We start from the raw sequence: 23987 nt of genomic DNA on the forward strand, positions 1-23987 counted from the left end.
CTGGCACCTACTCACTCTCTTCCCGCAAACTGATCACCGGCCAGCCGCGAGCTTCAGCCTCTGCGCGCAAGCGATCATCCGGGTCTACCGCAACCGGGTGCTCAACTTCGCCCAACAACGGCAGATCATTGATGGAGTCACTGTAGAACCACTTTTCACTGCTGGTGTATTCCGGGTTGTGGGCCAGCCATTGGCGCAACCGGACAACTTTCCCCCCTTGGTAACAGGGTTCACCGACCACTTTTCCAGTAAAGCGCCCCTGCTCCTCCTCTGGCTCGGTGGCCAGCAGGGTATCTACACCCAGGCGCGAGGCAATGGGTTCAACCACAAAGCGATTGGTAGCTGTGATAATCATGATGTGATGGCCTTTGCGGCGGTGTTCGCCAATCAGCTCCTGAGCTCGAGGCAGCCACAATTCATTGATAACCTCCTGCATAAACTCGCTCTGCAGGTTTTCCAATTGGCCACGGGAAAGCTGTGCCAGCGGTTCCAGGGCGAACTCCAGGTAGGCAAAGATATCCAGTTCACCGCGCTGGTAATCCTGATAGAAACGGTCATTAGCCGAACGGTAACGAGTACCATCGACGTGCTCACGCTCCACCAGGAATTCACCCCAGGCATGATCGCTATCACCACCAATCAGCGTGTTATCCAGGTCAAAGATTGCCAATTGCACTGTCGACTCTCCCATAACTATAGGTTCCCAATAAGCATTTGACCGCCAGGATGCCGGAAACGTCCCCCGTGCGGCCGCTGATTTTACCTTGCGCCGCACGACAGCACACGGACTGCGTCACTGAATTGCTGTAAACCCCCCGCTGTGGAACAATGCAGAACAAGTAAGTGCAGCGCACGGCCGCACACAACAGTATTGAGGATGGTATTTTGGGCGACGGCAAGCCGGCACAGGCCGGACGAAAGAACCGCCGTAAGCCCGCCAAGCATTCGAATCGCAATGATAAAGCCCCGGCCGGTAACAAAAACCGGGGCACGAGTGGCGAGAGCAGCAGCAATATCGATGCCGAGGGGTTTCGCCCCAATGTCGGTATTATCGTGCTCAACGCCCGCGGTCAGGCACTGTGGGCGCGGCGGGTAGGTGGCAAGGACGCCTGGCAGTTTCCCCAGGGTGGTATTAATCCGGGCGAAACCCCTGAACAGGCGCTATATAGGGAACTGTACGAGGAGGTAGGCCTTACTCGCGATCAAGTCAGTATGATTGCCTGTACCCGCGGCTGGCTGCGCTATCGCCTGCCACAAAGGCTGATTCGACGTCGCTCCGAACCACTGTGCATCGGGCAAAAGCAAAAGTGGTACCTGTTAAGGCTCGAGGCAGATGAGGCCTCTATCAGCTTCGACAATGGTTACAAACCTGAATTCGACCACTGGCGTTGGGTAAGCTACTGGCACCCGCTAAGTAAAGTGGTGACCTTTAAGCGTGAAGTATACCGGCGCGCACTGACCGAGCTGGCCCCACAACAAATACAGCTGGAGAAACGCTGGCTGCGCGGACAGGACAGCTGACCGCACAAGGTAGTTAGCAGCGTATCTTCACACAATGGCCCCGACCAGCATCGAACTTCTACTTTCCGGGGCCATCGAATTTCTCCGTTGATTGGCGAGGACAGGCCATTGCTCGGATCTCTGCGCAGTATCGTTCAGGAAGTAAATGCCGCCCGGGACCTCACCGCGGTGCTGGAAATCATTGTGCAACGCGTGCGGGAAATCATGCACACCCGCGTCTGTTCCGTGTATCTGCGCGACAAGCAACACGGCAACTATGTCCTGATGGCCACCGATGGTCTCAACCCCAAAGCCGTTGGCCAGGTCCACCTGGCCCCCGGCGAAGGCCTGGTGGGCAATGTAGTCACCCGCGAAGAACCCATTAATCTGGAAAGGGCCGAGGCCCACCCCGCCTTCCAATATTTCCCTTCCACGGGTGAAGAGCGTTTCAGCGCATTTCTCGGCACACCGATTATTCACCACCGCGCCGTACTGGGTGTCCTGGTTGTCCAGCAAGAGGAGAAACGACGCTTTGATGAGTGGGAGGAGGCTTTCCTCGTTACTCTCTCGGCCCAGCTTGCCGGGGTAATCGCCCACGCCGAGGCCACCGGTCTTCTCGCCAGTATCGGCAAGCAACAACGGGAAACTCACTTTTCCGGTATTGCCGCATCGCCCGGTGTCGCCATTGGACGGGTGCATATTGTCAGCCCTCAGGCGAATCTCAGTACTGTACCCTACTCCGAGTGCGAGGATATCGATGCTGAGTTGGACCTGTTCCAACAGGCCCTGACAGCCGCTCAGGAGGAGATTCGCGAGGTCGGTGAACGCCTGAAGAGCGATCTCAGTCCCGAGGAACGGGCATTATTCGATGCCTATATCAGCATGCTGGATGACAGCTCCCTCGCAGTGGAAGTGTGCGATCGCATCCAGCAACAACTCAGTGCCCAGCGAGCCTGGGCGGAAGTAATGCTGGAACATGTGCGGCGCTTTGAAGCCATGTCCGACTCCTACTTTCGCGATAGAGCTGCCGATGTTCGCGACCTGGGTGCACGAGTCTTGATGCACCTGCGGCAACAGCAACAGAGCGATCGGGACTTCCCCGATAACACCATCCTGATCGGCGAAGAACTGACCGCTGCGGTATTGGCGGAAGTACCCAGGGAAAAACTGATTGGTGCTGTCTCGGTTAAAGGCTCTTCCAACAGCCATGTGGCCATTATTGCCCGGGCTATGGGCCTGCCCGCTGTGATGGGAGTCCAGGACCTGCCCTACGAAACCATCGACGGTGTCGATATGGTGGTGGATGGCTACCGAGGCGATTTGCATATTCACCCCGGCGCAGAACTCAAACGCCGCTATGACGATATTGTCGCAGAAGAGCAGCAACTGGCTCGCAACCTGGATCACCTGGCGCAGCTCCCGGCGGTAACCTCAGATGGCCATCGCATTCACCTGATGGTGAATACCGGGCTGATGGCCGACGTAGTGCGCTCATTGGAGCGCGGCGCTGAAGGGGTAGGACTTTTCCGCACCGAAGTTCCCTTCCTACTGCGGGACCGATTTCCCTCTGAGGAAGAACAACGGGAAATCTATCGGGAGCAACTGGAAGCCTTTGCCCCACTGCCTGTCACCATGCGTACTTTGGATATCGGCGGCGATAAAGCATTGGCCTATTTCCCTATTGATGAAACCAACCCCTTCCTGGGATGGCGTGGCATTCGCGTAACTCTCGACCACCCAGAAATATTCCTGGCGCAAGTTCGCGCCATGATGAAAGCCAGCCTGGGGCTAAATAACCTGCGAATTATGCTCCCCATGATCAGCGGCCTGAACGAACTCGAAGCCGCGCGCAAACTGGTGGAAAGAGCCTACCGGGAATTGCTTGAGGAAGGTTACGAAATCGTTATGCCCCCGCTCGGGGTAATGGTAGAGGTACCCTCAGCAGTCTACCAAGTGCGAGAACTTGCCGTCCAAGCAGATTTTATTTCGGTGGGTAGTAATGACCTCACCCAATATCTCCTGGCTGTGGATCGCAATAACAGCCGAGTAGCTAATATTTACCACGCCCTGCACCCGGCGGTCCTGCGGGCTTTGCAGGAAATCGTAACAGCGGCCCACGCTGTCGGTACCGAAGTGGGTATCTGTGGGGAACTAGCCGGAGAGCCCGGCGGCGCATTGTTATTAGTAGCCATGGGCTACGATATGCTATCGATGAACGCCACTAATTTACCGCGAATAAAAGCTACTCTGCGCGCCGTTAGCCGTGCTGATATTGAACAGCTCCTGCAACAGGTGTTGCAAATGAACTGCCCCGAACAAATTGAAAGTACCGTGAAAGGGTTTCTTAGTGAGGCAGGATTGAAGGTGTCTTTACAGCCGTAAATATTGAGGCAACAGAGATTTAAAGTTGTCCAATTTATAAGTCCTGAATTTTAGATCTAACTACCAGGTCGCTTAGCCCCTGGCAGCAAAAATATATTTTTTCAAATAGCTAATGAATAATATTGTAGTTCAACGCTGAGCTTAGACACCAAATAACTGATCGATGTTTTTTTATCTTTGAATTATTCATCGGTTTACTTCAAGAAATGCTAACACCACAAAACCCCCATATTTTTCATATGCCCACGGAATAGCAGCTATTCAAAATAAGACACTAATAATTAATTACTACGCAGAAAAATCATTTGGGACCCTCGCACCAAAACATCGCCTAAGCTCTCTTAGCACCTTATTCTGACACCTTAGCCACATCGCACATCTAAACTTCTGCTAGCTTTGAAAAGTTAGTGAGTACCAGCTCAGGTATTTATCATCATTATGACCGTTATTTTAGTGCTAGGCATAGAATCTATAAAAATATTTTACGAATCAATAAGTCATCAGTTGGTGTAAAAAGTGAGATAGTAATCAAGATGATCGTTTTTGTAGTTTGCACGATCGTAACAATTACACTTAACCTTGTGATTTTAAAATAAATTTATCGTCATAGCAGGCAAATTGATTCTGAAATAGTAATCATGATAATAGTGGTCAGAATGATTACTATATAAATGTTATGTAATCTAAGGAGATGGTTGGTCATGCATAAATGGGTGCTATTGGTGATAGTGATGTTTTCTAGTGTCTCATTTGGTGAAAATTCTGCAGCTAATATTGAAACGGTTGAAGGTGCGAATGCAGTAGCTAGTGAAATTGCCGAGAATAATCTTCGTGCTACCACTGAGATGAATGCTCACTTGAAAAGTCAAATAGAACTGCTGGAAGCAAAACTTGAGTTGAGCGAGAATCATCAAGCGGCGGTTCTAGGGACCGTATATTGGGCTCTAGGTGGTGTATTCGTTGTAGTTAGTTTGCTTCTGGGTTTTGGGTGGTTTGCAAATTTCAGAATTTATGAGAGAGATAAAGATATTCTGAAAGCAGATCTATCCAATACCTTGAATAGTAGGTATGGCGAGATAGAAAAGAACATGTCTGACTGGGCCATTAATATTGAAAATGATCTATCTGGAAAGTTTAAGGAATTAGAAGGGAAGGTCGGAAGTGTTGTGAAGTCGAGGGTCTCAGAGGGCGTTAAGTCGATGGGTAATAAGTTTGATTCCTTAGAGAGGCGGGTTTTTACTATCGAATTTAAGATTTTAAAAACTAAAATGACAGAAGAGAAGTCAAAAAATATGGCTCTAACTAGTGCGTTAAATCTAGTTAAGCTGTGCTGGCAAAATGGTTCATCTGGTGAGATTCCTGATATTTTGAAGTTTGTTATTAAAACTCTAGATGAAGGTGGGAAATTTACGGCGGATGAGATTGTTACGTTTAATGTAATACTTGATAAGTTTCCAGCTGATTATAAAACGTTATCAGATAAGGTTAGAGAAAAGCTTCATGCATCTGAAATATTTTGATGTATAACAAGCAAGGGCAGCAGACGCCTGCGGCGCAATTGCCTTGAGCATTAAAGTTCCGAATAGAAATGAGGAAATTTATAAGCTTACTGTTTATATTTTTCGGTCCTACGGCTTATGGCTGGGAGTATCCGGAAAACCCTATTGAGACATTTAGCTATGAATTGAGAGTTACAGCTAAGCTAAAAGGGGAAATAGCTGAAAATTTTATGCTATACGGCGATTCAAGCTCGCTCTCTCTTGAGCTGTCTGGGGAGTACATATTTTTCATGGATAATGAAATGATGAGTTTATGTACGCTAGTATTCCCTTTTAGTTTTTCCTGGGCTGAGAGAAATGACATTCGGGAGGCAGAATATGTCCGTAAAGTTATCAAACTTAGTGGGTACCAACCCTAACGAGTACAAGCAGGTTGCTACGGGCCTTTGGCCCTTCGCAGGAAACCTTCCCCCATTGAAAATTTTGGTATGAAAATTGAAGAAGTTATTGATTTTTACCATTACACTCCTATTTGTACTTGCTACATATTACCTTACCTTTTCAGCTTTCTATGACCCTATTGCTATGAGGAATACCTCTCATACTTCTTCTTAGCTGGACTAGCAGTAGTTATATTTTTGCCATTCGCCATTTCAGCCATTTCAGCCATTTCAGCCATTTCAGCCATTTCAGGCCGAAAAAAATCGTTTGGATTATTTTTCAAGGTATGCAAATTCAGCAATAAAGGCCCATTTGGCTGTAGTTATTCTATCTATGTTAGTTTTTACTTATATGATGTCCAATGGCATTTTACTAGATGGGCCCAGTACTTATCGAGCGGTTCCACCAGATGAACAGACGTAACTAGCAAAGGAACTTAGCACCAAAACCGCAGCTCTGCTAAGGTTTTGATGCCGATACTTTGGATGTTCCACAGTCGGAACCAAGTTCTCAACGGTTTCTATTCCCCTGCGCCCTTCCCTTTTGGACACGTGCGTAAATTTCTTCACGGTGAACCGGGAGTGATCTGGGGGCCCGTATTCCTATCTTTACTTGATTTCCCTTAACTTCCAATACTGTGACTGAGACATTGGCTCCAATCCTTAAGTTTTCACCAGTCCTGCGCTTTAAGATCAACATATTTCTATTCTCTGATATCCAAACCATGGGTAGGCCTTAATTGATAAAAGGCTGAGAAAGTAATCTGTTGAAAATTACTGGGGGAGCACGAGAACGGTAGGCATAGAAGTAGAAAAGGCGGACGCAACGCTCCCAGAGCTTGAGGAGTCTCTCCAAGCCGCTGGATGCACTCCACTTTATTGAAGACGAGCGGGTTTCTAGCGTATGATCCATATAGCCACTTTGATAGGTATGATATCAATTTGGTTAGCTGGCCCCAGGTGTTCCCGCACCTTGGGTCAGCGCCTTTTACTTACTCTTACGTCACGCTACCGTTCTCCTTTGAGGGGGTGGTTCTTTTAGAAAAATCTTGTTCTATTGAATCTCTTTGGACATAGGCCTTAAAAAATCGCCTTATTTACGACCAAAATACCAATAAACATCTATCGATTTTACGCAGATTTGACACTGAAAAAAACTTAATAAATTTCAATAAGATCATTTTTGTGCCTATTTTTTGTAAGTTATCGCTTTGGAAAATATCGGAGTATGTAGAAAATGGCCAATTAGATTGGCAATCTTTAATGGTCTTTACGTTAGAAGCTCAAGTCACTTGATAATCAAAAATAGCTACGTAAACGTACCCCTCATTTCAAAAGAAAAAGGCTAAATATCTTGCAAATATTGCCATAGGTTTTATGTAACTTACCTATTGGTATTCGCACTCTAGTTTTCAGCCAGTAATTAAGGGGAGATATCCTGCATGATCGTACCTATTTACAAGTTCAATGCCCCTGAAAACTCATTAATCACTCTTCTTAAGCCGTCTATTTTGGCTGGGTGCTACTTATCATATATTCTGATATCACATATACTGCGACATGCACCCTAACCAATTGATTTATAATGATTTTTATCTTCACCTAAAGGTGAATATAGTGTACACATTATGCGGCCACTGGAATATTCTCCAATCAGTACTGATTAGTATAATAGTGGATACCTTTATCTGACTTGAGTCGTTTTCCATTCTCTGGGCATGCTGATAAATGATATGATTTCGTCCACTTTTGAATATGCGAATAGACCAGCCAAGGAGAGTAAATGGTCAGTCAGAGAATTAACTATTTGCAGGTAGCAGGGATACTCACAGTGTTGGCTGCTTTAGTTCATATCGGGTGTATAGTATTTGGCGGTGATTGGTATCGGTTTCTCGGTGCCGGTGAGCATATGGCTCAACTAGCTGAAAGTGGCCACCCCTACCCAACTATTGTAACTGGTGTAATTTCAGCCGTTCTACTGCTTTGGGCTAGCTACGCTTTTTCTGGTGCGGGTTTAATTGTTAGGTTACCGCTGGTTCGACTTGGACTGATCCTAATCTCAACGATATTTTTGGCTCGTGCGCTGGGTTTTTATTTTATAATGCCAGCCTTCCCAGATAATTCGCTAACTTTCTGGCTAACCAGCTCAGGCATATGTTTAATTCTCGGCTTAACCTATGCGCTTGGCTTAATACAGAGGTGGAACCTAATTAGCGGAAAGATCTATTAATGGATGTTTTACTAGAAAATTTTATTCGTGAAGAACTCTCTGAACGCTTGATTGGGCGTATTGAAGCCACTGTTGCAGAAGCTACGCTTAACCCATCGATAGCTTTTAGAGAGTTTAATGAAAATGTTTATGACCTTGTATTTAACTTTGAAAAATCTGAGGTAAATGTAAATAATGTTTTAGATACTAGCTCATCCGGCACTGAGAACTTGTCAATAGATGTATTTTTATTAGCAATAGGGGCCAAGCTCAATTGTTAAGTAACTTTATATGTCTCAAATTTCTAGTTATTGTGGTATGTACCGTTTAAAAAATTGGTTTTGATGAAAGCTCAACCACATAATCTATTGAGTTTTGGCTTCAAGTATTACAAGTAAAAGCACTGGCTTTCCTCAAAGAATTAGAGATCATGATAGAAAAATTGGTATTGGCATTTGTAAGCAGCATAGCTATGGGTTGCTCTACTGTAGTTACAGAATATATTGAGCGATCTAATAGCTTTGATTTTAAAGAGATTGTTTCTTTCGATACTATTGAAACTTATGGATTTAAAAACAACAGGCATTGCTCTACAGAGCATAAAGTATGCACAAATTACCTTCTAGGGGAGCCACTTGAAAACAAGAAACTTCACTATACGGTTTCCCTGGAATCATTTAGCGGTTCTGAAAGTACTGTTAGTTTGGACATTTTAAAAAGCTCACTACCTGAATTACAGTCAGGCACAGTTGTTCTTATACATGGTTTCAGGGCATCTAAAGAGTTTATGCTGAACTCGGCTCTGTACTTCAGAATGTTAGGTTTTAGAGTTATAGTCCCTGACTTATTAGGGCATGGTGAATCTGATGAGGCTAAAGAATATGGTGTTGGTGATAGTAAAATAGTCAACGAAATCATCAACAAATATAAAAATAACACCCTGTATATTGTTGGTAATTCTATGGGTGGTACAACTGCAATGCAAATTTCTACTTTAAGAAATGACATTAATGGAATAATTCTACAAGCTCCAATGCTTCGATTTGATGAGGCGGTTTTAAATTACACTAAAGCTAACTTTCCCAGCATGACAATGCTTTTTTCAGAGGAAAGGATCAAGCAAGGAGCGTTAGATACTTTAGTTAGAGCTGATATCACTCCTGAACAGACGGACATTAAACCAATTATTGTATCTTCTAGTGTACCTATAATTATTTTTGCATCATCTTCAGATACTGTTGCTCCACACAGCAGCTATAGCGATCTAGAATCGAATGGTGTTTCAATTGTAAAAGTTGACGGCCGAAACCACCCGAGTATGTCAATAATTGGTGACAATGAAAGTCGGGAGTTAGTCCACTGGTTCGGCAAGCTATCAAGTATATCTAGATAACGATTTCGGCATAACCGACTTAGTATTTAATCATCTATTAAATAGAGCGACGAACCATGAATGGTGTTATATTCATTGGCTTACAAGCCAGCGGAAAATCCTCTTTTTATCTTAGTAATTTTTATAAAAGCCATATCCGTCTGAATATGGATATGCTTAGAACACGGCATAGAGAGAATATTCTTTTCAATGCTTGCTTGAAATCTAAGCAGTCAGTTGTGATTGACAACACAAACCCAACGAAAGCAGAGCGGGAAAAGTATATTAATGGCCTTAAAGAGCACCGCTTTGAAGTCATTGGGTATTTTTTTTCATCAAACTTGACTGAGTGTATTCAAAGAAATGCCTCCAGAGAGGGCAAAGAGCGAATACCAGACGTTGGGCTAAAAGGGACATACAACAAGCTGGAACTACCTGAATATTCAGAAGGCTTTGACAAGTTATATTATGTAACAATGAAAAATGGGGATTTCACAGTAGAAGAGTGGAAAGATGAAGTTCAATGAGTTAGATAAGAAAATGCGTGTATATGAAACCGCGCATGATCACAGTGTTTTACCTGGTATATATATCATTGCTCGAATTGATGGTCGATGTTTTACAACACTAACTAAGGATAAGCACAGTTTTGAAGCACCTTATGACCCCAAATTTCGAGACATGATGGTCGAAACCGTTAAGCACTTGATGCAATGCGGATTTAAGGTTCTTTATGGATATACACAAAGCGATGAAATATCACTACTTCTTGATTTGAATGAAAATACTTTCGAGAGGAAAGAGCGAAAACTAAATTCAATTCTTGCAGGAGAGGCGAGTGCAAAATTTAGTTTACTTCTAGGCGACATTGGGGCATTTGATTGCCGTATTTGCCAGCTGCCCCATCGGCAGCTTGTCATCGATTATTTCCGTTGGAGGAATGAGGATGCTCACAGGAACGCTCTGAATGCCCACTGCTACTGGAGCCTACGCAAGGAGGGCTTATCTCCCGAAGAGTCTGCAGCTACATTTACAAAAATGTCAGTAGTTCATAAAAATGAATTCCTTTTCCAAAAGGGAATCAACTTCAATGACCTTCCGAACTGGCAAAAAAGAGGGGTGGGAATTTATTGGGAGTCTTACGAAAAAGACGCACTTAATCCCATTACAGGTGAGGCAGTTAAAGCAAGTCGCAACCGACTGAAAGTTGACCTCAAGCTTCCGATGAAGAACCAATACAGTCATTTTGTTGGTGGTCTTGTTCCTGAAATCATATAAGCAAGTGTGAATTTAGGCCGCAATGCGGCCTTTCTGGTTATAGCTAGCTTTAGAAGGTGAAAGCATCCAAGTTTCTTTTCTTAAAACCAATAACATTGGTTCTATTGTACCAAACTCTTTAAAAACAAGTTAAACGATTAATTATCCCCAGTGTTACACTATTAAGGCGCTCATTTATTTAAAACTCACTAGAAGTTTGTGCGCAATGATGAACCAACGCATATAAAACAAGGAATTAAATCGTGCTAAAAAAGATAGCGCTTCTCGTACTAGCTGCAATGGTCACGGCCTGTGTTTCACCTATTCCACTACAGGAGCAGTCCGCAAAAGCAGAGTACACAACCAAAGAACCTGTTTTGATTTCTGTTATTGATCAGCGCAAGCGTGTTCAAGAGGGAAAGGATAAAAACTTTGTTGGAAAAGCCCACGTTTCATTTGGTATTCCTGTCGACTGGCACGTTAAGCAAATTCTTGCAACAGAACCGGGGGATAAGGAGAAAAATCTCGCTCAATTTCTGCAAAGTCGGTTAACCCACGGCTTGAATGAATCGGGCTGGAATACCACTGCGGTAGATTTGGATGAAATGCCTAGTGAAGATGCCATCAAAACCTTGATGGAAGAAAATAATGCTGAAAAAATGATTAGCCTCGTGCTCAACGAGTGGTATTTCAGCGTTAACTTGAACTGGGTTTCAGCATTCAATTTCGATACGAATACTGACATCCTCGTATACAGCCTTGAGGAAGGGAAGTTACTTGCCAAGAATATTGCTGAAAGAGATGTCGTTGATGAGCAGGCTAGTGAATCTCCACAAAACAATATCTTGCGGGCCTATAAAGCTCAGCTGGATCAGATTGTGAATGATGAGGAAGTTCGTAACGCAGTATCATTTGATCAATAAGCAGAAATTGATTTAGACGCTTATAAAACAAAAAAGGCTGTGGGAATTATCCACAGCCTTTTTTTAATATGCTTTTCAGCACATTCTCTCTATCAGTCTTCAGACTCTGAGCGATATGTGTCTGCATCCAGCATATTTTCCAGCTCGCTCACGTCGGAGGGCTTGATGCGGAAAAACCAGCCATCGTCGTAAGGAGAGGAGTTTACAGTTTCCGGAGCTTCTTCCAGAGCTTCATTGACAGCCACTACTTCGCCGGAAACCGGGGAGTAGATGTCGCTGGCAGCTTTAACGGATTCAACTACACCCGCTTCGTCGCCAGCAGCCAGGTTGCTGCCCACTTCTGGAGTCTCAACGTAAACCACATCACCCAGAGCATCTTGAGCGTGATCGCTGATGCCGATGGTTACAGTGCCGTCCTCTTCCAGGCGTGCCCACTCGTGGCTGGAGAGGTATTTCAATTCATTGCGGATTTCGCTCATGCTGTTATCCCTTGATTAAGCATCTAAGTTTATTGTCTTAGTGACGCGTACACCTCTGGGCGACGCTTAAATAACTGACTTGCCGTTGCGTACGAAGCAGGGCTTAACCACCTTGACCGGCTGTAGTTTCTTGCGGATTTCCACCTGTGCGGTATCACCCACAGTCACTGGAACTCGCGCCAGGGCGATAGAGTAACCCAGTGTTGGGGAGAAGGTGCCGCTGGTAATGATACCCCGGTCGTCACTATCGTCTACCACTACCGGCTGACCAGCGCGTAATACGCCGCGCTCTTCCAGCACCAGGCCTACGAGTTTGTGCTTAATACCATCGGCCTTTTCCTGCTCAAGGATCTCACGGCCGATAAAGTTGCGGCTCTCCGGTGCCCAGGCAATCGTCCAGCCCATATTGGCAGCCAGAGGAGAGGTCTCGTCGTCCATCTCGTGCCCGTACAGGTTCATACCCGCTTCCAGGCGCAGGGTATCGCGTGCACCCAGTCCACAAGGGGCCACGCCCTCTTCGGCCAGGGCGCGCCAGAAGCCACTGGCATCCTCTCCCGGCAACATAATTTCCAGGCCGTCTTCACCGGTGTAACCAGTGCGCGCTACAAACCAGCCACCTCTAGCAACGCTTTGGAAAACTTTCAGTGCATCGATCGCAGAAGTCCAGTCAATGCCTAAAACCTCTTTGGTTTTCTCAATGGCATTGGGACCCTGGATGGCAATCATCGCTACATCCGGGCATTCGGTCAGGGTCACATCGAAGGACTCTGCCTGCTTGCGCATCCATGCCAGGTCTTTCTCGCGGGTAGCACAGTTAACAACCACTCGATAACCGGGGTCGCGCAGGTAGACGATCAGGTCGTCAATAACACCGCCTTTGTTATTGAGCATACCGGTGTACAGGGCCTTGCCCGGGTTGCCATCCAGCTTGGCCACATCATTGGCCAGCAGGTAGCGCAGGTAGTCGCGGGCCTGGGCGCCATCAATGTCAACAACGGTCATATGGGAGACATCGAACATCCCCGCATCGGTGCGCACCTTGTTGTGCTCATCCAGCTGCGAACCGTAGTGCAGCGGCATGTCCCATCCACCGAAATCCACCATTTTGCCGCCCATAGCGACATGCGTGTCATACAGAGGAGTTCTATTTCCCATCTTTAAAATCTCAGTCCGTCAGGTTCCGAAGCGGCGTATTCTAGCGGCTTGGGTACCGGCCTTGCCAGCGGGGCAGGCACGGCAATATATATGCTCTGCAAGCCTAGCAGGCATTGGTAGTAAAACCTGCCCAGATTCACAGAGACCGTCAAAGATTCCGCTGGCGCTGTATCCAGCATTCATAGAGGTTTGGGCATTGCCCTGCGCTCTTTGTCCCCAGCGTTTAGCAGGCTCGAATATGGATAATTTTTAACCAGCCGAAACTATTAGTCAGTCACTGCCCCGATCGCGCCCTTGACTCGCTTCTTCTGCGTCCTCTTCTGCCTGTGCGGACTCATCCACTTTAAGACCGTACTTCTTAGATCTCCAACGCCATAAGCGCTTTGCCAACTCCTGGCGGTCTGGGGTTTTATCCGCCTCGTCGACAATTTCTTCGCCGAGCAGGGTCTCAAGCAGGTCCTCCAGAGTCACCAAACCCTCGAGGCTGCCATATTCATCCATTACCGCACTGATCTGCACGCGGCGGGACAGCATTTTCTGGAACGCCTGATAGATAGTGGCGGTTTCCGGCAGGATTAGCATTTCACGACGAAATTCCGCCAGTGTTTTCTGATGCTCACCCTTGGCATAGGCCAGCAGCAATTCCTGTCGCAATACAAAGCCCACGACACAATCTGGGTCCCTATTTTCGTAGACCGGGATACGGGAAAAGCGCCCTTTCTCTGCATCCTCGTAGGCCTCTTCCACGGTAATATCCTGTGGCAGGGAAAAAACCACGGTGCGGGGCGTCATCACCTCGCGCACGGAGTGATCCCGCAGGGTAAAGAACAGGTTGCGCAGGATACTGGACTCCCGCTGTTCCAACTGCCCTTCCGCTTCGCCAATTTCCGCCATAATGGCAAATTCATCGCGACTGAAGCCAGTCAGGGTTGGGCCGTGGGACAGGCCTTTGGTCATCCATTCGGACATTTTTACGAATGGGTGTAGTAACCACACCAGGCCCCGCAGCATATAAGCGGTCGGGGGGGCCAACTGACGCCAGTACACGGCTCCGAGGGTTTTGGGGATAATTTCAGAAAAGACCAGGATCAACAGGGTCAGGATCGCGGAAGCTAAACCCAGGTACTCATTGCCAAAAACCGCTGCCGCCTGGGCACCCGCACCCGCGGCCCCCGCGGTGTGAGCAATGGTATTCAGGGTGAGAATTGCGGCCAGGGGGGCATTAATATCCGACTTCAATTTGCGCAGCAGAGGGCCCGCTTTATGCCCTTCCCGCTCCATCAGGCGCACGTAAGGCGTTGTTACGCTGAGAATAACCGACTCGGCTATCGAGCACAGAAAGGAAAAGCCGAGAGCAATACAAATATAGGTAATCAGTAAAATCATATAATTCAGGTTGAAGCGGGATAAGAGTTAAATTTTCGCGCACCACCAGCAATGCAGTAAACCAGTGCAATCAATAGACCGGCAAAAAAGCCCCCAAAATGCGCAGCATTGGCAATGCGTATACCAGTCAAATAAGTAATCACTCCAATTGCACACAATATCATCCACACAACCGACAAGGTAATAATACCCGGGGGAATATCTCTCCACGCCGGTTGCCAGCGCTGCACCACCAAAGCAAACCCTATCAGCGTGTATACAACGCCCGACATTCCAGCGAATATCACTTCGGGCTTCCAGGCATATTGGGACAAATTAGCGACAACTCCACCGAGCAAGACCAAAACGCTGAAAATAATTGGGCCTCCACGGGCCTCCACAGGACGCCCGAATATCCAGATAGCCAGGGCATTAAACAGGGCATGCTGAAATGACAAGTTAATGATCGCAGGGGTCCACAATCGCCAAATCTCCCCTTTTTCCAAATGCCACATTAGTGATGATTGAGAAAAAGGATGGCCGCTATTGTTGTCTGGATATATTAAAAACGGGGCAGAGAGGTTATTCGAATGTAAAAACCAGCCGAAAAAACACAGGGCAATAAGTAACAGGCTAATCGGCGTTTTATCTAGTGGGAACGACGGTAAAAATGAGGGCCTAACAGGCTTTTTCTCTCCTGGCGATTGCTCCGCTTCAACTTGTTGGCTGTGAGTTTCTGGTTCTGCCGGTGTCAGCTGGACCCTATCCAGATCAACCAGTCCCCGCTCCCAATCCTGCAAAAGAGGTTTAAGCAACTCGGCTATGCCGGAATCTGTCGTCAGCAGTGCTTGTTGATTTCCCTCCTCTGTAATTCTCAACGGCAGTTGGTAACGTTGTATGAAACGAAAAAGTGCGCTGAGATCCTTTGATATAGGAAAAGAGTAAACAGTAATCCAGTGGCTCAATTGAAATTAACCTTTTAAATCCGCGGCAAAGCTTTATATCCCTTTTGCCCCTGGGAAAATACCACTAAATAAACAGGTGTGCGTCAGCGATTACTCCAGCCTGCTTGCTCCCAGTCCAGTCGGCAGAGAAAGCAGTTTTAAACTGCCATAGCCCGCATAATAATCCGCTTCTTCAGCATAGGGCTGGCATCTACCATGCTCAATCCGGTGTTGCGCAGCCAGCGCCAGTGCACATCGCCGGCACCGAACAGGGACTTGAAGGCGCTCATTGCTTTCATAGTGGCGGCGTTGTCGCCACGGCGACGACGTTCGTAGCGGGCCAAAACCGAGGGGTGAGAGGGCTCTAAACCTCGTGCCATAGCCCGATCAATTTCATCCGCCAGCACTCGCACATCCTGCAATCCCAGATTTACGCCCTGCCCCGCCAGGGGGTGGATACTGTGGGCGGCATCTCCCACCAATACAGCGCCGGGACCGCGGTAGCGCTCCGCATGGCGAGCGCGCAGGGGGAAAGAAAAACGCTCACTCACGGATTCCACTTTTCCCAGGCGGCTCTCAAAGGCTTTCTCCAGATTCAAGGCAAAGGCCTGGTCATCCAGCATCAGCAGTTCCCGCGCCAGTTCCTCATCCGCAGACCAGACCACAGCGCAGTGATTGTCATCTCCCAGTCCGGCGAGAGGTAAAAATGCCAGCGGACCCGTTTGTAAAAAGCGCTGCCAGGCCGTGTGGCGATGAGACTTCTCACTGCGGGCGACGCACACCAGCGCGGTTTGGTGGTAATCGGTATCCTGGGAGCGGATATGTAATAAGTCCCGCACTTTGGAACGGGCGCCGTCGGCACCGATTAACAAGCGGGTGCGCACTATCTCAGGTTGCTCGCGCAAGCCATCCTCTTCACTTAAGCGATCTTCACCGCGAGGCTGCAAATGCCAGAGACCACAGTCGCGCCACCAGCTCTCCAGGCAAAAACCATTCACCAGCTCTACGTTGGGCAGTGTTTCCAGGCGTGCTCTTAAGGCGGCGACAATGACATTATTTTCAACAATATGACCTAGGTTGGGCAGCTGCACATCCCGGCTGTTAAAGCTTACAGACCCGGTTCCATCCGCATCCCAAACACGCATTTCCACATAGGGACAGGCGCGGCGGCTGGCAATATCATCCCAGACACCCACTTCCTCGAGCAGTTCGCGGGAGGCCTGGGTCAGAGCCACTACCCTCGGTTCATATTGCTGCGATATTTGCGGGGCGGTCTCGTGGGATGCCTCCAGCAGGGCCAGACGCATGCCCGGGTGTCGAACTGCCAGCAATGCAGCCTGGGCCATGCCCACCATGCCCGCACCCACAATGGCAAAATCCAAACGATGTCTGTTCATAAAAGCCAATTCCGCTGAAGTGGCATCAGCCGTTGCCGACCGTGCACCTTTAAAGCCCAAATCCCGCCGCCTGACCGACAAATTCCCGGCGCAGCGGCGGGACCATTGTAAGGCCGAGCATTCCCAACTGACGAATTCCCTGTTGCAGCCAACCGGAAGAGGAAAACAGCATGGGGATACGATCACTGAATCCAATCGTCAATTGCTGGTCCAGGCGGCGCATTTCACCGTATTCCCGTAAAAAATCGAGCCGCCCCGGCAACGCGTCTGGCGACACTGTCGACAGCGCCTGTGCCAACCCGTAACAATCCCGCAGTGTCAGGTTAAACCCCTGCCCTGCAACTGGGTGCAAAAAGTGGGCACAGTTGCCCATTAACACCACATTGCGGCGCCACTGCTCCTGGGCGATTGATAAACTCAGTGGATACCCCTGAACGGCTCCAACCTTAATAAAACGTCCAGCGCGCCAGCCAAATATCTGCTGGAGTTTTTCCAAGCGCTCCGGCTCAGACATTGCACTGACACGCTCAGCCTCTGCCTCTTCACAAGCCCAAACCAGCGCTGCGCGGTGATGCCCCTCTCTATCCGGCAGCGGCAAAAGTGCCATAGGCCCCAATCGGGTGAAGCGTTCGTAAGCAACGCCGTTGTGAGGCTTCTGCAGACCGACAGTGGTAACCAGGGCCCTCTGCTGGTATTTAACCGAGCTGATTTCTATCCCCAGCTGGCGACACAGAGGCGAATTCACCCCATCGGCAGCGACCACTAATCCACAGGACAGCGATTGGTCAAGGGAATTCTCACCGGCTCGCCACAACAGGTTTGCACCTGCAGAAGTCATGTTAATGTCAGTAACCTGCGCTGGCGCCAATAATTGGGTAGAAGTTCTAGCTAAGGCGCTGTGGAGAATTGGACCGAGGGCTGCATTTTCAATTACTGCGCCCAAAATTCCCTCAAAATTGACCCCCTGTCCCTCACGGCTAGAGAGGGAGGCGCCAAATGCGTGCCCGCGATCACTCACATGAATACGCTCGATTGAGGCACTGTAGGCCTGCAAGGCGGGCCAGAGACCCAGCTCCTGAAACAACTGCAAACTGCCTGCGGCAATTGCCGTGGCCCGCGTATCAAAGCTCGGTAATTGAATACTCGCTGCCGCATCCGGCAGCGCTCTCTGCTCCAGAAGTGCCACTCTGAGCTGAGGACAAAAATGCGACAACATCAGTGCCAGGCTGGCCCCCGCCATACCACCACCGACAATGGCCACATCCACTTTACGCGCCGACTCACCCATCCCAATTCCCCCTATGATTATTCGGCATTGCAATATTAATCACCGAATAATCCAACAATCACTTCTAACGAGTCAGTAAATCCCGACCGTGAAGCATGGTGTATTCAATATCTTCAATGGCCTTCGGAGCCGCTGCTGAAAGGACCTGTGGCCCTTTACTGGTGAGAGCGACATCATCCTCGATACGAATCCCGATCCCGCGAAACTGTGCGGGAATATTCTCGTCGTTTTCCGGAATATAAATACCGGGCTCAATTGTCATCACCATGCCGGCTTCCAACTGGCGCCAGGATCCATGGACGCGATAATCACCCACATCGTGCACATCCATGCCCAGCCAGTGGCCAACCCGGTGCATATAGAACCGTCGGTAAGCGCCGGATTCGATCAACCCTTGGGTATCGCCTCGCAGCAGGCCCAGGTCGACCAGCCCTTGGGTGATTGTCTCAACACTGGCAAGGTGAGGATGGTCCCAGTGATTTCCCACTGAAACCTGTTCGATCGCTGCTTGCTGGGCGGCCAGGACTATTTCATAAACTGCGCGCTGCGGCCCGCTAAATGAGCCATTAACCGGATAGGTGCGGGTAATATCCGCCGCATAGCCACGGTACTCACACCCCGCATCCACCAGCACCAGGTCCCCATCGTGCAACTGCGCACTGTTACTGCAATAGTGCATTACCAACGCATTGCTACCACCCCCAACAATCGTGGGATAGGCGGATTCACGGGCTCCAGAATCGACAAAGGTATGCAGGAGGGCGGCTTCCAACTGGTATTCGTAGAGGCCCGGTTGGCATCGGGTCATGGCCCGGCAGTGTGCCTCGGCGCTGATTTTAGCTGCCTGTTCCATTAGGCGTATTTCCTGGGCCGACTTAATCAGCCGCAATTCCCGCAACTGATAATCGATGTCGACCATTTCCGGCGCGCCCCCGGTATTCGGCGCCGCAGTAATCCGCTCTAAATAATTGCGGATACGCCGGTCCAAATGAGCGTAGCGCCCCATGGGGAAATAAACCCGCTCACGCCCCTCCAACAATCCCGGCAAAATATCATCGAGATCACCGATGGGAAACGCATCGCTCAATCCACACTGCTGCACTGCGCGCTCCGGCCCCAGGCGCGGACCGTCCCACTTTTCTTTTTCCGCATCGCGCTCCCGACAGAACAACAAGGTTTCTCCCTGTGTTCGTCCCGGCACCAAAACCAGCAGTGCCTCAGGCTCATCAAAGCCGCAGAGATATAAAAAATCACTGTCCTGGCGAAACGAGAAAAAAGTATCTCTGGAGCGCAGTTGCTCCCCAGCAGATGACACTATCGCCAAACTGCCAGCGGGCAATTCTGCCATCAGGCGGTTGCGACGGCGGGCGTACTCAGACCGGCTGATTCCCGCTGTGGTTTTCGGAGTCTTAGGCATCAGTGAATGGTGGGCTCGCTATCGGATTCCTTCCCTTTTACTTCAGTAAATATATTGAGTACGGCAACGCGAACGTATTCCTGTAGCTCGACTAGTTGCAGTTCAGTCTCCTCACCCTCTTCAACGTGTTCAGCGTCCAATTGGGCGATGGCACTGATATCTTTTAATGCTTCGTCACTGGTAGGCATCAATTTTTCCCGTGCCCCACCAACACCAAAACCATGCAGGAATCCATCGCACCAATGGCTCAGCGCTAAAGCGCGAGAGACGACATCTTCATCATCACACAGCACCAGTTCAAAATTGAAGTTGGAACCGTCCAGCTGCTTGTGACTCTCATCAGCCAGTTGGAAAAAATCCCGATTAAGATCTGCCGGCACCGCCTCCACATCGAGCAACCCAGCCAGCTCATTCTGCCAGCGTTGTTTGTCCGGCCGCTCACCCGCCGCAAGAATGCCACAGATAAAGCCGTGCAATTCGCTGGGATCAGCCTGTCCTCCAGCTGAGAGAATGGCATTGGCGAGGAGTTCAAATTGGCTAGCTTCAGAAGTCATAGTTACCGTACAGCTTTTTGTGAATTAGGCTTTTCAATCCGGCTTCCAAACAGGTACCAAACCGGGAAAATGAGGCATTAAGAGACAATTTTGTGATTGTCCGCGCAGGCGCAGCGATTGACCCACCAATACGCCGGCAATATAGTAGCGGAATCCCTCGCAGTCTGTCGTGTTGCGAACTCAGACGTCGACCTCAAATGCAGGAAATATGGATAAGCTGCAAGCGCTAGAAAGCACCGTGGATTCACTCATTGCCCGCTGTCAACAATTGGCAGATGACAATCGTGAATTGCGCCGGCAGGAAGCCGACTGGCTGCGTGAACGCCAGCGCCTGATAAAAAATAACGAGGCCGCCCGCTCGCGGGTAGAAGCTATGATTAACCGTCTTAAAGGGCTAACGCAAGATACCTGATGTCTGAAACCGCATCACCCTCCGAAACTGTAACTGTCTCTATTCTCGATAAAGAGTACCGTGTCGCCTGCGCGGAAAGCGAGCGCGCCGGTCTACAGGCTTCGGCACACCTGCTACACGAACGCATGTCCCGCATCCGCGCAACGGGAACTGTTATCGGTTTAGAGCGTATCGCCGTAATGGCAGCGCTTAATATTGCCCACGAGCTTATCCAGGCGAAAGCTGAACTCAGTTCCATCCCTCTGCAAGAAGAGATGTTGGAGCGACTCACCGACAAGGTGCAAAGTGCCCTCGGTGAAATAGAATCGGAAGAAAAACCTCAAGATTGAGGTGACAAGAAGCCACTTTCTGCTACCAGTCACCTCAGTTAAATTTCTGGTTAACAGGCCCCCGTTCTACAAGTTATAATTGATTCATACCCTGGGGTGTTGGCCAGCAGACTATGTCCTTGAGCCGATAATCTTACCCCGGTGGTTTCCAGCGGGTGCTGGTGCGCAAGTCCGCCTTGTAGCGGAAAGCCTTATGTACTCCGGATCCCACCACCTTGAACCTTACGGTTCAAGGCTCCGTCTACAGCCGCACACTCGGGGTACCCTATTTCTCCACGCTTTTCCCACAATGACTGAAACAAAAACGCAACTGCGCCGCCGTATGCGCGCGGGGCGACGGGATCTCAGCGCCTATCAACAGCGTTTGCATGGCCGCGCAACCATCACTCTCCTGAGCCGTATCCCACAAATGAATCGAGCAGTGCACGTCGGTATCTATTGGCCAACAGACGGTGAGCTGGATGTCCGCTACCTGCTGCAACGGTTTCCACAAAAACATTTTTATTTACCGCAGCTCCCGGCAGAACCACATCCCCACCTCCGGTTCAGACGCTGGCAGGGTGAACCCCTGGCTTTCCGCAACCGCTATCGTATCCCAGAGCCTGTACGCACCACCTACCGTGCTCCAAAGCTCCTGGACCTGGTTTTGGTGCCTCTGGTCGCCTTCGATCCCAGCGGTGCGCGCCTGGGTATGGGGGCGGGCTTCTACGATCGAACTTTTGAGCACAAACAGTTATTACCGGGCACAGGGCCGCAACTTATTGGCGCAGCGCACCAGCTGCAGTGTGTGGATAACTTGCCCACAGACAACTGGGATATTCCGCTGGATATGGTGGTCACTGAACAGCGTATTTATCGCTGTCGCTAAAAAGTGGTTGCTGGAATACAAAAAAAGCCGGACACCTGGGTGTCCGGCTTTTTTTGTGTTTGCTCGTGGGCAGAGCGCCCCCCCGGCATCAGCCTAACGGGTAACCACTCCCTGTTGCAGAGCAGCCGGCGGTTCAGCTTCGGAAGAAAATACCTCAGATAAACCACTGGTACTCAACAGAACGCCCGCGACAAAGACAACCACAGCGATTGTCAGCGCATCGGCTTTCATTGGGACCATCCTGTACGATAATTTTGTTTTTATATGCGTTTCGCCCCGCTTATGACCAAAGCCACAGCAAAAGTTCCACGCGAATAGACAATACTCAAGAAGCGGCGTAATAGTAACCGTTTATTGGATATTTTATGAGTTTTTTGTCTCAAAATTAGACAAGCAAGTTCGACAAAACAGGATTTGCAGTCTATACACCTACGGATAAATGAGACGCCTTTCTCAGGTAACGGTAAGCGAGGGGTTAACCACCCAAAAATAATCGGTAAGCCGGGTTTTGCGTTTCATCCCAAAAACGGAATTGAAGCTGGTGTAAAAGTGTCTGCAGCTCCCCCCGCGCAGCGGGTTCCACCTGCAATCCAACCAGGACACGTCCATAAGCCGCTCCGTGATTGCGATAGTGAAACAGCGTTATATTCCAGCGGCCAGCGAGATGCTCAAGGAACTTGCGCAAAGCGCCCGGGCGCTCAGGAAATTCAAAGCGGTAAATAACTTCATCAGATAAACCGGATACCCTGCCTCCCACCAAATGGCGAATATGCAATTTTGCCATTTCATTGTCGGTCAGATCTGTGACCTGATAATCTTTGGACTCGAGCTGACTGACCAATTGATGCCTGTCTTGCTCAGATACCACTTGCAGCCCCACGAAGATATGCGCTTCGCTATCACTGGCAAAACGATAGTTAAACTCAGTGATTGAACGATCACCTAAATCCCGGCAAAACTGTAAGTAACTTCCCGGCTGCTCAGCAATTTTTACCGCGAGGACCGCCTCGCGCTTTTCACCGATCTCAGTGCGCTCGCTAATGTAGCGCAGGCGATCAAAATTAATATTGGCTCCACTACACACTGTGGCGAAGGTGCCATTGCGATTGTCGTTTTGCTCCAGATATTTCTTCAGCCCCGCTAAACCAACGGCCCCGGCCGGCTCAGCGATAGAGCGTGTATCCTCGAATATATCCTTAATGGCTGCACAGATTTCGTCGGTACTGACAGTGATAACCCCATCCACGGTTTCACGCAGAACCCGGAAGGTCTCCTCACCAATTTGTGCAACGGCAACACCATCGGCAAACAACCCCACCTCCGGTAGCCGAGCGCGCTCGCCGGCTTTCAGCGCGGCCTCCAGACAGGCAGCATCCTGCGGCTCTACACCGTACACTTTGGTTTCCGGGCGTACATATTTGATATAGGCGGCCATGCCCGCAGCTAAACCACCCCCTCCGACCGGAATAAACACCGCATCCAGGTTGCCCGAGTGCTGGCGCAGCATCTCCATAGCCACGGTGCCCTGGCCGGCGATCACATCGGGGTCATCGTAGGGGTGGATAAATACCAGCCCCCGCTCCTTAACCAGCTCGCGGGCCCGCGCCGCGGCTTCATCAAAGGTATCACCGTACAGCACCACCTCAGCACCGCGCATACGCACAGCGCTCACCTTAATTTGCGGGGTGGTTTTGGGCATAACAATAGTAGCGCGTACTCCCATCTGGGCCGCACTCAGGGCAAGTCCCTGGGCATGGTTGCCCGCCGATGCCGCTATCACACCCCGGGCCCGCTCCTCGGCAGGCAACTGCAGGAGTTTGTTATATGCCCCGCGTACCTTGAAGGAAAACACGGGTTGCAGGTCTTCACGCTTCAACAGGATTCGGTTGCTAAAGCGATGGGAGAGTTGGCGCATTTGCTCCAACGGCGTCTCGGTAGCGACATCGTAAATGCGTGCGTCTAAAATGCGCTTGATATAGGACTTGGGCATGACGTGTTTGACGGCCGTAGCGGTTAATTACTGTGCGCGACTCAGCGTAGACTAGTAGCAGGAACAACAAAGGCCCTGTGTGAAGCGCAGCACCGGCATGACAGTCTAAGCCTTGAAAAGCATATTTGCCACAAAAAACAACCTATTGCGCTTTTTTTTATCGTCAGATACAAATTAATGCGAAATAATTGCAAAGGAAACTATCCA

The 23987-nt window shown here is 49.4% G+C and carries 23 protein-coding genes, 1 other RNA gene and 1 pseudogene; 12 read left to right on the forward strand and 13 right to left on the reverse strand.

Annotated elements, in window-relative coordinates; translation table 11 throughout:
- Positions 1-7: 7 nt before the first annotated feature.
- The gene (locus BTJ40_RS20160; RefSeq protein WP_238152075.1) at positions 8-691 is read right to left on the reverse strand and encodes an HAD family phosphatase; all 684 of its coding nucleotides are present in this window, start codon (positions 689-691) and stop codon (positions 8-10) included.
- A gap of 323 nt (positions 692-1014) precedes the next feature.
- On the opposite strand from BTJ40_RS20160, the gene BTJ40_RS20165 reads away from it, so the two are divergent.
- From BTJ40_RS20165 to BTJ40_RS20175, 3 genes are all read left to right on the forward strand, one after another.
- Positions 1015-1521 carry an RNA pyrophosphohydrolase gene (locus BTJ40_RS20165; protein WP_238152231.1) on the forward strand — a complete coding sequence of 169 codons (507 nt, stop codon included), beginning with the start codon at positions 1015-1017 and terminating at the stop codon, positions 1519-1521.
- Positions 1522-1629: 108 nt separating this feature from the next.
- On the forward strand, positions 1630-3882 hold the full coding sequence (gene ptsP / locus BTJ40_RS20170; RefSeq protein ID WP_108734768.1) for a phosphoenolpyruvate--protein phosphotransferase: 2253 nt from the start codon (positions 1630-1632) through the stop codon (positions 3880-3882).
- A 701-nt stretch (positions 3883-4583) separates the two neighbouring features.
- Positions 4584-5402 carry a hypothetical protein gene (locus BTJ40_RS20175; RefSeq protein WP_108734769.1) on the forward strand — a complete coding sequence of 273 codons (819 nt, stop codon included), beginning with the start codon at positions 4584-4586 and terminating at the stop codon, positions 5400-5402.
- A 562-nt stretch (positions 5403-5964) separates the two neighbouring features.
- Here BTJ40_RS20175 and BTJ40_RS22425 read toward each other — a convergent pair.
- Together BTJ40_RS22425 and csrA are read right to left on the reverse strand one after the other, a co-directional pair.
- Complete coding sequence (locus BTJ40_RS22425; protein WP_157954180.1) at positions 5965-6123, reverse strand: hypothetical protein; 159 nt, start codon at positions 6121-6123, stop codon at positions 5965-5967.
- 209 nt (positions 6124-6332) lie between these two features.
- Entirely contained in the window at positions 6333-6521 is a 189-nt protein-coding gene (gene csrA / locus BTJ40_RS20185; protein WP_108734771.1) for a carbon storage regulator CsrA, read from the reverse strand.
- A gap of 1529 nt (positions 6522-8050) precedes the next feature.
- Here csrA and BTJ40_RS20195 point away from each other — a divergent pair.
- From BTJ40_RS20195 to BTJ40_RS20215, 5 genes are all read left to right on the forward strand, one after another.
- Positions 8051-8311 carry a hypothetical protein gene (locus BTJ40_RS20195; RefSeq protein ID WP_108734773.1) on the forward strand — a complete coding sequence of 87 codons (261 nt, stop codon included), beginning with the start codon at positions 8051-8053 and terminating at the stop codon, positions 8309-8311.
- Positions 8312-8460: 149 nt separating this feature from the next.
- The gene (locus tag BTJ40_RS20200; RefSeq protein ID WP_108734774.1) at positions 8461-9423 is read left to right on the forward strand and encodes an alpha/beta hydrolase; all 963 of its coding nucleotides are present in this window, start codon (positions 8461-8463) and stop codon (positions 9421-9423) included.
- A 56-nt stretch (positions 9424-9479) separates the two neighbouring features.
- Positions 9480-9929 (forward strand): AAA family ATPase, encoded by a 450-nt coding sequence (locus BTJ40_RS20205; protein ID WP_108734775.1) that lies wholly within the window; start codon positions 9480-9482, stop codon positions 9927-9929.
- Positions 9916-10680: a tRNA(His) guanylyltransferase Thg1 family protein gene (locus BTJ40_RS20210; protein WP_108734776.1), complete on the forward strand. Its 765-nt coding sequence runs from the start codon at positions 9916-9918 to the stop codon at positions 10678-10680. Before BTJ40_RS20205 ends, BTJ40_RS20210 begins: the two co-directional genes overlap by 14 nt.
- A gap of 242 nt (positions 10681-10922) precedes the next feature.
- On the forward strand, positions 10923-11582 hold the full coding sequence (locus tag BTJ40_RS20215; RefSeq protein WP_202862834.1) for a hypothetical protein: 660 nt from the start codon (positions 10923-10925) through the stop codon (positions 11580-11582).
- A gap of 92 nt (positions 11583-11674) precedes the next feature.
- Here the strand turns inward: BTJ40_RS20215 and gcvH are convergent, their stop codons facing one another.
- The 8 genes from gcvH to BTJ40_RS20255 all read right to left on the reverse strand — a co-directional run bounded on the left by gcvH (position 11675) and on the right by BTJ40_RS20255 (position 20181).
- Entirely contained in the window at positions 11675-12061 is a 387-nt protein-coding gene (gene gcvH / locus BTJ40_RS20220; RefSeq protein WP_108734778.1) for a glycine cleavage system protein GcvH, read from the reverse strand.
- 66 nt (positions 12062-12127) lie between these two features.
- Complete coding sequence (gcvT, locus tag BTJ40_RS20225) at positions 12128-13216, reverse strand: glycine cleavage system aminomethyltransferase GcvT (protein WP_108734779.1); 1089 nt, start codon at positions 13214-13216, stop codon at positions 12128-12130.
- A 270-nt stretch (positions 13217-13486) separates the two neighbouring features.
- Positions 13487-14602 (reverse strand): CNNM domain-containing protein, encoded by a 1116-nt coding sequence (locus BTJ40_RS20230; RefSeq protein ID WP_108734780.1) that lies wholly within the window; start codon positions 14600-14602, stop codon positions 13487-13489.
- A gap of 5 nt (positions 14603-14607) precedes the next feature.
- On the reverse strand, positions 14608-15546 hold the full coding sequence (locus BTJ40_RS20235) for a rhomboid family intramembrane serine protease (protein WP_238152076.1): 939 nt from the start codon (positions 15544-15546) through the stop codon (positions 14608-14610).
- Between the two features lie 137 nt (positions 15547-15683).
- Positions 15684-16922, reverse strand: a complete 1239-nt coding sequence (locus BTJ40_RS20240) for a UbiH/UbiF/VisC/COQ6 family ubiquinone biosynthesis hydroxylase (protein WP_108735369.1) — start codon at positions 16920-16922, stop codon at positions 15684-15686.
- Between the two features lie 49 nt (positions 16923-16971).
- Positions 16972-18210: an FAD-dependent monooxygenase gene (locus tag BTJ40_RS20245; protein WP_108734781.1), complete on the reverse strand. Its 1239-nt coding sequence runs from the start codon at positions 18208-18210 to the stop codon at positions 16972-16974.
- Positions 18211-18274: 64 nt separating this feature from the next.
- Positions 18275-19627 (reverse strand): aminopeptidase P N-terminal domain-containing protein, encoded by a 1353-nt coding sequence (locus BTJ40_RS20250; RefSeq protein ID WP_108734782.1) that lies wholly within the window; start codon positions 19625-19627, stop codon positions 18275-18277.
- Entirely contained in the window at positions 19627-20181 is a 555-nt protein-coding gene (locus BTJ40_RS20255; RefSeq protein ID WP_108734783.1) for a UPF0149 family protein, read from the reverse strand. The genes BTJ40_RS20250 and BTJ40_RS20255 overlap by 1 nt, the downstream gene beginning before the upstream one ends.
- Before the next feature lie 208 nt (positions 20182-20389).
- Between BTJ40_RS20255 and BTJ40_RS20260 the strand changes: the two genes are divergently transcribed.
- The 4 genes from BTJ40_RS20260 to BTJ40_RS20275 all read left to right on the forward strand — a co-directional run bounded on the left by BTJ40_RS20260 (position 20390) and on the right by BTJ40_RS20275 (position 21790).
- Complete coding sequence (locus tag BTJ40_RS20260; protein WP_108734784.1) at positions 20390-20593, forward strand: TIGR02449 family protein; 204 nt, start codon at positions 20390-20392, stop codon at positions 20591-20593.
- Complete coding sequence (locus BTJ40_RS20265) at positions 20593-20922, forward strand: cell division protein ZapA (protein WP_108734785.1); 330 nt, start codon at positions 20593-20595, stop codon at positions 20920-20922. The genes BTJ40_RS20260 and BTJ40_RS20265 overlap by 1 nt, the downstream gene beginning before the upstream one ends.
- An 85-nt stretch (positions 20923-21007) precedes the next feature.
- A non-coding RNA gene (ssrS, locus tag BTJ40_RS20270) (6S RNA) lies at positions 21008-21188 on the forward strand.
- A gap of 23 nt (positions 21189-21211) precedes the next feature.
- Positions 21212-21790, forward strand: coding sequence for a 5-formyltetrahydrofolate cyclo-ligase (locus BTJ40_RS20275; protein WP_108734786.1), 579 nt, complete (start codon positions 21212-21214; stop codon positions 21788-21790).
- A gap of 93 nt (positions 21791-21883) precedes the next feature.
- Here the strand turns inward: BTJ40_RS20275 and BTJ40_RS22535 are convergent, their stop codons facing one another.
- On the reverse strand, positions 21884-22021 hold the full coding sequence (locus BTJ40_RS22535) for a hypothetical protein (protein ID WP_192879435.1): 138 nt from the start codon (positions 22019-22021) through the stop codon (positions 21884-21886).
- A gap of 244 nt (positions 22022-22265) precedes the next feature.
- A pseudogene (gene ilvA, locus BTJ40_RS20280) lies at positions 22266-23783 on the reverse strand (threonine ammonia-lyase, biosynthetic); the annotation flags it as partial.
- Positions 23784-23987: the final 204 nt, after the last annotated feature.

Source organism: Microbulbifer sp. A4B17, from assembly GCF_003076275.1.
GTDB lineage: Bacteria > Pseudomonadota > Gammaproteobacteria > Pseudomonadales > Cellvibrionaceae > Microbulbifer.

Coding starts and splice junctions, on each gene's coding strand:
- BTJ40_RS20160 (WP_238152075.1), bottom strand. CDS start 691: ATGGGAGAGTCGACAGTGCAATTGGCAATCTTTGACCTGGATAACACG.
- BTJ40_RS20175 (WP_108734769.1), top strand. CDS start 4,584: ATGCATAAATGGGTGCTATTGGTGATAGTGATGTTTTCTAGTGTCTCA.
- csrA (WP_108734771.1), bottom strand. CDS start 6,521: ATGTTGATCTTAAAGCGCAGGACTGGTGAAAACTTAAGGATTGGAGCC.
- BTJ40_RS20195 (WP_108734773.1), top strand. CDS start 8,051: ATGGATGTTTTACTAGAAAATTTTATTCGTGAAGAACTCTCTGAACGC.
- BTJ40_RS20200 (WP_108734774.1), top strand. CDS start 8,461: ATGATAGAAAAATTGGTATTGGCATTTGTAAGCAGCATAGCTATGGGT.
- BTJ40_RS20205 (WP_108734775.1), top strand. CDS start 9,480: ATGAATGGTGTTATATTCATTGGCTTACAAGCCAGCGGAAAATCCTCT.
- BTJ40_RS20210 (WP_108734776.1), top strand. CDS start 9,916: ATGAAGTTCAATGAGTTAGATAAGAAAATGCGTGTATATGAAACCGCG.
- gcvH (WP_108734778.1), bottom strand. CDS start 12,061: ATGAGCGAAATCCGCAATGAATTGAAATACCTCTCCAGCCACGAGTGG.
- gcvT (WP_108734779.1), bottom strand. CDS start 13,216: ATGGGAAATAGAACTCCTCTGTATGACACGCATGTCGCTATGGGCGGC.
- BTJ40_RS20230 (WP_108734780.1), bottom strand. CDS start 14,602: ATGATTTTACTGATTACCTATATTTGTATTGCTCTCGGCTTTTCCTTT.
- BTJ40_RS20240 (WP_108735369.1), bottom strand. CDS start 16,922: ATGAACAGACATCGTTTGGATTTTGCCATTGTGGGTGCGGGCATGGTG.
- BTJ40_RS20245 (WP_108734781.1), bottom strand. CDS start 18,210: ATGGGTGAGTCGGCGCGTAAAGTGGATGTGGCCATTGTCGGTGGTGGT.
- BTJ40_RS20250 (WP_108734782.1), bottom strand. CDS start 19,627: ATGCCTAAGACTCCGAAAACCACAGCGGGAATCAGCCGGTCTGAGTAC.
- BTJ40_RS20255 (WP_108734783.1), bottom strand. CDS start 20,181: ATGACTTCTGAAGCTAGCCAATTTGAACTCCTCGCCAATGCCATTCTC.
- BTJ40_RS20260 (WP_108734784.1), top strand. CDS start 20,390: ATGGATAAGCTGCAAGCGCTAGAAAGCACCGTGGATTCACTCATTGCC.
- BTJ40_RS20265 (WP_108734785.1), top strand. CDS start 20,593: ATGTCTGAAACCGCATCACCCTCCGAAACTGTAACTGTCTCTATTCTC.
- BTJ40_RS20275 (WP_108734786.1), top strand. CDS start 21,212: ATGACTGAAACAAAAACGCAACTGCGCCGCCGTATGCGCGCGGGGCGA.
- BTJ40_RS22535 (WP_192879435.1), bottom strand. CDS start 22,021: ATGAAAGCCGATGCGCTGACAATCGCTGTGGTTGTCTTTGTCGCGGGC.